Origin of the sequence: Siphonobacter sp. (assembly GCF_048595215.1) — a bacterium.
In the GTDB taxonomy this organism is placed as follows: Bacteria; Bacteroidota; Bacteroidia; order Cytophagales; family Spirosomataceae; genus Siphonobacter.
Map to the genome: position 1 here is coordinate 1 of NZ_JBMDWJ010000144.1, position 6,556 is coordinate 6,556.

General features: G+C 52.6%; 3 protein-coding genes and 1 pseudogene. All 4 read right to left on the reverse strand.

Annotated elements, in window-relative coordinates; genetic code table 11:
* Window positions 1–2,770 (reverse strand): glycoside hydrolase family 2 protein (locus ACOJTG_RS08220; RefSeq protein ID WP_420153368.1); only part of this gene is annotated, 2,770 nt, incomplete at its 3' end.
* 65 nt (window positions 2,771–2,835) lie between these two features.
* A complete protein-coding gene (locus ACOJTG_RS08225; RefSeq protein ID WP_420153369.1) occupies window positions 2,836–4,254 on the reverse strand; it encodes a sialate O-acetylesterase in 1,419 nt (472 codons plus the stop codon).
* Between the two features lie 201 nt (window positions 4,255–4,455).
* Window positions 4,456–6,276: a six-hairpin glycosidase gene (locus ACOJTG_RS08230; protein WP_420153370.1), complete on the reverse strand. Its 1,821-nt coding sequence runs from the start codon at window positions 6,274–6,276 to the stop codon at window positions 4,456–4,458.
* Window positions 6,273–6,556, reverse strand: a pseudogene (locus tag ACOJTG_RS08235) (arabinosidase); the annotation flags it as partial. The pseudogene ACOJTG_RS08235 and the gene ACOJTG_RS08230, both read right to left, overlap by 4 nt.

Here is a 6,556-nt window from a genome sequence, read left to right on the forward strand (position 1 = left end):
AATTGAAATAGACCGTGAGCACCTTCGCCCGCATCGGTTCTTTTTCGTAATCGTAGTAAATGTGTTTCATCCCCATCGGCCCGGTTGTTTCGGGCTTCTGGGTTTTGGTACCGATGCCCGAAATACCCTGCATGAACGACAGATCACCCGAGGGGAAGGTCATTTGTACGTTGTTGTACTCGTCCACAATCGGTTTGGGCGTGAACAGGCGGAAAAACAGATCTTCGTCCGGCGTAACCACCGTCAGCGGCTGGCCCTTCGTTTCGAGCTGCATCCAGTACAGGTTGGAATGATAGCCCTTGAATTCGGGGTACGTCAGCGGCGGCTCACCCGTCGAAGCATTATTATAAGCCTTTTCCCAAACCCCCAGCTGGTTGCCTTTCATGCGGTTTTTCCAGACACGGTACGGACCGTTGCCCATCCAGCGAACGGACTTTGCCTCTTCTTCAGGAAACGAAAAGTTAACCCCCACCAGATTCGTAAAGTAGGCTCCGGGGAAGTACTTTACCTGCATTTTCACCCATCCGGAGGGGTAAATCGTCCATTGCAGCGTATTGTAACTGTTTTTGCGATCAAAAGTCGATTCGATGATGACGTTTTTGCCTTCGGTGCGTCGGGTAAAGGTTTTGAAATTATTCACACCTTCCTGGAGCACTGGACCATTTGTCAGCGGAATCACGCCCGAACCGTTTTTGACCTGCTGAATCCGGCCATTGCCTTTGTGCAGCACGAGCTGCATGCCATTCGCCGAAAGCGTGTAGAGTGAGTCGGTTTCGCTGATCTGTACGTTGCCCGGCCCCTCCGTTTTGACCACCGTCGCGGCGATTTTATCGGGTAAAGCAATGGGGAAGCTCCAGGTAAAGAGTTCTTTTTTCTGCGGATCGAAAGCCGTAATATAAAGTACGTCAAAGCTCTGCCAGTTGGCCGGAAGGTTCGCCCGGATTGTCCCTTTTTCCAGCGGTTTCAGCGAAGGGGTATTAACGGTAAAGCTCTGTTCGCTGGCTTTGGTGGTGCCAAAAGCCGTTTTCACGAGTTTCCCCGAGAAGGAACATTGATTGGTATTCGTGAAATGATACCGGTTTTCGATGGTAAACGTCCCGTCGAAGCCCTCGGCGATTTCCCGGCGTTCGATTTTGATCGGTGACCAGACCTGTTTGATGGTGAAGAAACTGCCTTCTTTTTCGCGGTACGAACCCACGATGCCATCGGCGGCGTGGTTGCCGTCGGTATCCAGGATGCCGTTTTTGTCGGTACGGATGACGCCATTGTCCGCGAAATCCCAGAGAAAGCCCCCCGCCGACAGCGGATTCTGCCACATGGCTTCCCAGTAATCTTCGATACCCGCCCCATGACCGCCGTCGTACATGCCATGCAGAAATTCCGTCGGCATCACAATCTCATGGCCCAGGTCATAGCTGCCAATGCCGTAGTTGTACTCCCGGTAATGCTGGGTATCGAAACCGCCGAATACCTCCCAGGCGTGAATGACGGGGCGTTTTTGAATATCTTCCTTGGCGAACAGTGGATCAAGATCGTAATTGTGTCCCCCTTCGTTGCCGTTAATCCAGAAGATCACGGAAGGGTGATTAACGTCGTGCGTGACAAGTTCGTGCAGCAGTTTGGTACCCGTCGGGGTATCGTAGTTGCCGTGCCAGCCCGCCAGCTCATCGAATACAAACAAGCCGAGCGAATCGCAAACGTCCAGGAAATGATCGTCCGGTGGGTAATGCGACATCCGCACGGCGTTCATATTCATCTCCTTCATCAGGTTCACGTCCAGTACACTCAGCTTTTTATTCATCGTACGACCGGAGGTAGGCCAGAACGAATGCCGATTCACGCCCTGGAATTTCACTTTTGTACCGTTGACGTAGACGCCGTCGCGTTTCCGGACTTCGACGGTGCGGAAGCCGAACTTTTCCTGCAGGGTATGAAGCGTCTTTCCGTTTTGAACCAGACTAAGCTCCACCCGGTAACGCGTGGGCGTTTCGGAGGTCCAGAGAGCGGGGTTGTTGACCTTCGTTTGAATTGTAACGGATGCCTGATTCGGGGATACTTTCGCTCCGAAGGGAACGCCCACTTTCTGACCGGTCAGCGTGTACAGCTGAGCTTTGATTTCGCTGGCTTTCGTTACATCACCCAGCTTTACTTCGGCCTTGAAGGCCCCCGTCGCCGGAGCGTCGATGGCTACGTGTTCGATGTGTTCGACCGGAAGGGTTTCCAGCCAGACGGGACGGAAAATACCTCCGAAAATCCAGAAATCGCCCTTCCGCTCGGCCGCATTGACCGACGCATTGGCGGAGTGTTTGGAAACGGTGACTTCGAGTAGATTGTCCGCTCCGTATTTAAGCTGCTTGGTTACATCGTACTTGAAGGCGTAGTAAGAACCTTCGTGTTTAGGCCCCGCCGACGTACCGTTGATTTTCACTTCGGTATCGGTCATGACGCCTTCAAACACCAGATTGATTTTTTTATTCTTCCAGGCCGCCGGAACCGCAAACGTATACTTGTACAAGCCCTGTTCCCGGCCTTTCGAACTGTCACGATTAAAGCCGTAATTGTACTTCCCAAAGCCCTGTAATTCCCAGTTGGAAGGTACGGGAATGGTCGTCCATTTACCGGAATTCTGTCCTGCGGTACAATAAAACTGCCAGTTGACGGTCTGGTCGCTGCCCGTACCCGACAAATAGTGTTTGCGGGTCTGCTGAGCCTGAGCCAGCGACACCAGCCAGATGCTTAGGAATAAGAGGTAGAAACTTGTACTTTTCATGCTTTCAATACTGGCTTTCGTTCACGTTCCGAAAGCGTTAAACTGCTAGAAATCGATGCAAATCCTTACGGCCGACGGGTCCGAAAGGGTCGGGCGGGTAAACCCGCCTGGTTGAACAGATTCGGTTGAGCCCGCTCGTACCAGCCGAAGCGGACGGCTTCCGGATTTTTGATTTGGGGTGCTGATACCACGACCGTGTTGCCCTGAATTTCGGCCTGAGCGGGTACGAATACCTGATCTTTCCCGGCAATTTCGAAGTCGCGTAACGGTTTTCCATCCTGACTCATCAGTCCCTCGGCGTGCCCGAAATACAGGTGCAGCGTACCTTTTTTCTTTTTCATTTTCTGGAAGACCGGACCGGAATACGCTACGTCTTTTTTCTGATACGTTTCGTGCAGAGCCACCAGGGCCAGCCGCCGACCGATTTCCCATTTATAGGGCGGGTGAATGTCCGTCAGGCTATCGGCCAGATCGGTTGTGATGATCATACCCGTATGCGGCAGTTGTAGGATTTTCTCCTGAGCTTCCCGAAATTCCGGTAAAGACGCTTTCGTCAACGGAGCTTTGTTGCCCTTCGATTCGCTGTAGGTGAAGGGAGCCAGTTGTACGTAATAGAAGGGTAAATCCTGAGCACCGAATGCTTTACGCCAACTGTCGATCAGCGTTTTCATTTTCTGCGTATAGCTTTCGGTTTCGTTGAGAAAACAGTTGCTTTCGCCCTGATACCACAAAAAGCCCCGAAGCGTGAGCGGAGCCAGCGGCCGAATCATGGGTTCGTAAAACTTTCCCGGTTCACCTTCGATTTTCTGATTGCGGAAATAGGCATTTTCCTGAAAAGCCCGTTCGGCAATCCAGGGTTCAATGCGACTGCCGGGAACCGATGAGGCAATCACCCCGACGGGTACGCCTAGTTCCTGCTGGAGTTTTTTCGCGAAAAAGTACGCCGGAGCGGAGAAGGATCGCAGGGCGGAGTCTTTCGCCATACCCCATTCCGCGTGCGTTGAATCGGGTTTAGGTAAGGTTTTGCGGTTGACGAGGAAAATTCGGATTTCGGGGTTATCTACCCGCTCGAGTTCATTTACGGGGTCAGGCCACTCGCCTATTTGTTTCCAGGGTTTCACCTTGCTGTTTTTCCGCATCGTAAATTCCATGTTCGACTGTCCGGAACACAGCCAGACTTCTCCCACCAGTACGTCTTTGAGTACAATCGTATTCGTGCCCTGAATGGTCAGGTCTCTTGGTTGACTGGAGGCTGCCAACGGTTTCAGGCTGAGTTTCCAGTATCCCGAAGCATCAGCCGTAGTTTGTTCATTCTGATCCGCGAAGCGTACCGTCACGGCTTCACCCGGCGAAGCCTGTCCCCAGACGACAACGGGCTTTTCCCGCTGCAAGACCATGTGGTGCCCTAAAATGCGAGGCAGCACGACGTCAGCCTGAGCGGTGATGTGGAGCAGTAAGACCAGAAGCAGAACAAGGTATCGCATGACGCTTACGAATGAAAATGGAGGTACTGGACTGGGATTGCAGGTCCCCCGGATTGAAATCCGGGGTTAATGCATGGGTCAGTCCTACGGACTTTATTAGCGAAATCGTAGAAAATCATCTTTCCTATTCTTCTTTCAACTCTTAATTCAACGACACCCAACATGATCAAGCAACCAACAACCACTAACTATCAACCAAACCTACTCCCCCTCCGCTCGGAACGACCGAATCTCATACACCGCTTCCGGATCCGTTTTTCCGGCGTCGGGCAGGTCGTACTTCTGATCAGTGGGCGTATCGGCGTTGGGGAAGCGGCGTACCGTTCCCGTACGGAAGAGTACTTTTTTGAAATAGGGCACCGGAGCGAAGAACAGCTTCAGTCCCTTAGGCTGACCGTTGACGGAAAGGGAATACATCCGTTTGCTACAGTCCAGTTCGAGTTTGAGCGTATAGGCTTTTCCGGCTTCGTACTTCATTACGGCTGATTCCCGGTACCCGACTTTTGCTTTCAGTGTACTGTCGGCATCGAAAATCAGGCGGGCGGCGGCCTGTCCATTCGGTCCCTGTAATTCGATGTGGAGCACGCCCGTATTACTCTGCCGGGGTACCACGGTAAACTCAATCGTCGGTTTCCGCGATTCAGCAATTACCCGTTCCGCCGTAGCGTAATCAAAATGGTCCTTGTCCCGCATGATCAGAGCTTTCTTGCCCTCACTCCCCTTTTCGACCGTGACCCGAGCCTCTACGGGGCTGTAGATATTCCAGGAACTCAATTCTTTTCCGGCGGGCATTTCGTCAAAGACTTCCCGAACGGGACCCGTTACATCGGCCGTCACCGGAACGGGCACTTTCGCCACCCAGAGGTCTTCCTTATTCATGCTGTAAGTCAGCCATAGATTTCCGTCGGGCGGCGTACCGTTGCCTTCTTCGATGCCCCGAACGTACTGCGGTCCGTAGGATTTGTAATTGCCGCCGTACCGCATGGGCGTAATTTCACCCGTTACCAGCCATAAGTTTTTGTAATTCAGACCATCCGTACTCGTGGAGATCGCCAGCGGCCAGCGAAATTCAGAAGGATTGTATACCGTAGCGTAGTGGCCATCGGAAGTCCGCTGCCCCCAGATTTTGGCGTTACTGTTCACAAAACCGGGTGCCCGCAGGGGATTATACTGCCAGCTTTTCCCTTCGTTGGTACTAACCGAAGTCAGGGCGTGTTTCCAGAGCCCGACGACCTTGCCGTTGGGCAAATGGTAGTAACTAAACGCCTTGACTTCCTTTTTAAGCGGAATCAGCGGATCATTACGGTCGGCTTCTTCCACCCATTGCTGCATCATCAGGGGCGTCGCGAGCAACTCGGTACAGGCCTCCACAAATCCCTTATCCTTACTGCTGGTATACAGCGGATACGTGTTTTGATCCAGTTTCCAGGAAGCATTCGGACGAATGAAATAAATCGGCCCGTACGTTCCGTCTTTGTATACTTCCCGAACCACGCGGCCGATACCCTGCCCATCGTTGGGATCGTCCTTGGCGTCCATCGCAATCCCGTAATAGGCCAGCGTTAGCAGCCGTTTGTTTTTGGCGACGAAAAAGCCCATCCGCTGGTGCATCACTGCGTACAGGTCTTTGGCAACTCCGGGATGTTTTTTCTTGGAAAAGCCATCCGGCACTTTATACGGCGGAAAAATGACGACGGGCTTTGACCAATGATAGCCGTCTTTGGAGGTCAATAGCAGCGTCTGGCCCGGCGGGATGTGTTCGCCCACCGGGTCACTCAGGTATTGAAGGTAAAACGTGTTGTTCCAGTACGCCAGCATGGGGGCGTGGTTGTAGGTCCAGTTGTTTTCGGGGTTCTCGCGATTGGCCCGAAAAACCTGAATGTTGTGTACGCCCACGGCTGCATTCAACTGCCCGTGGTGGTAATCCACGTTCGAAAGCGTCGTGCCTACGTAGCGAACCGTGTCCTGAGCACTCGCACTCGTGATCAGCAAGCCCAGGGCTAGGGTACAAAGGCTTTTCATCGCTGTAATCCTTTCAAAATGTTGCGGTCTACTTTCAAAATAGTCCCGTGTTTATGGCCTTCAGGAACGCTCACTTTGGCTTTCCGAAAGCTTTTAAAGTCTTTGGTTTCGACGGCTTCGTAGGTTTTCGTTCGGTACGAATCGAAGTAAATCAGCCACTTATCCTTCACTTTCACCACGGAAGGTCCTTCGGTGAAGGGATCAGTAAAAGGCACCGAAACGTTCGTGAACGGCACGGAGGCTCGTATGCCAAAGGCGACTATCAGGTTTCGCATGGGCC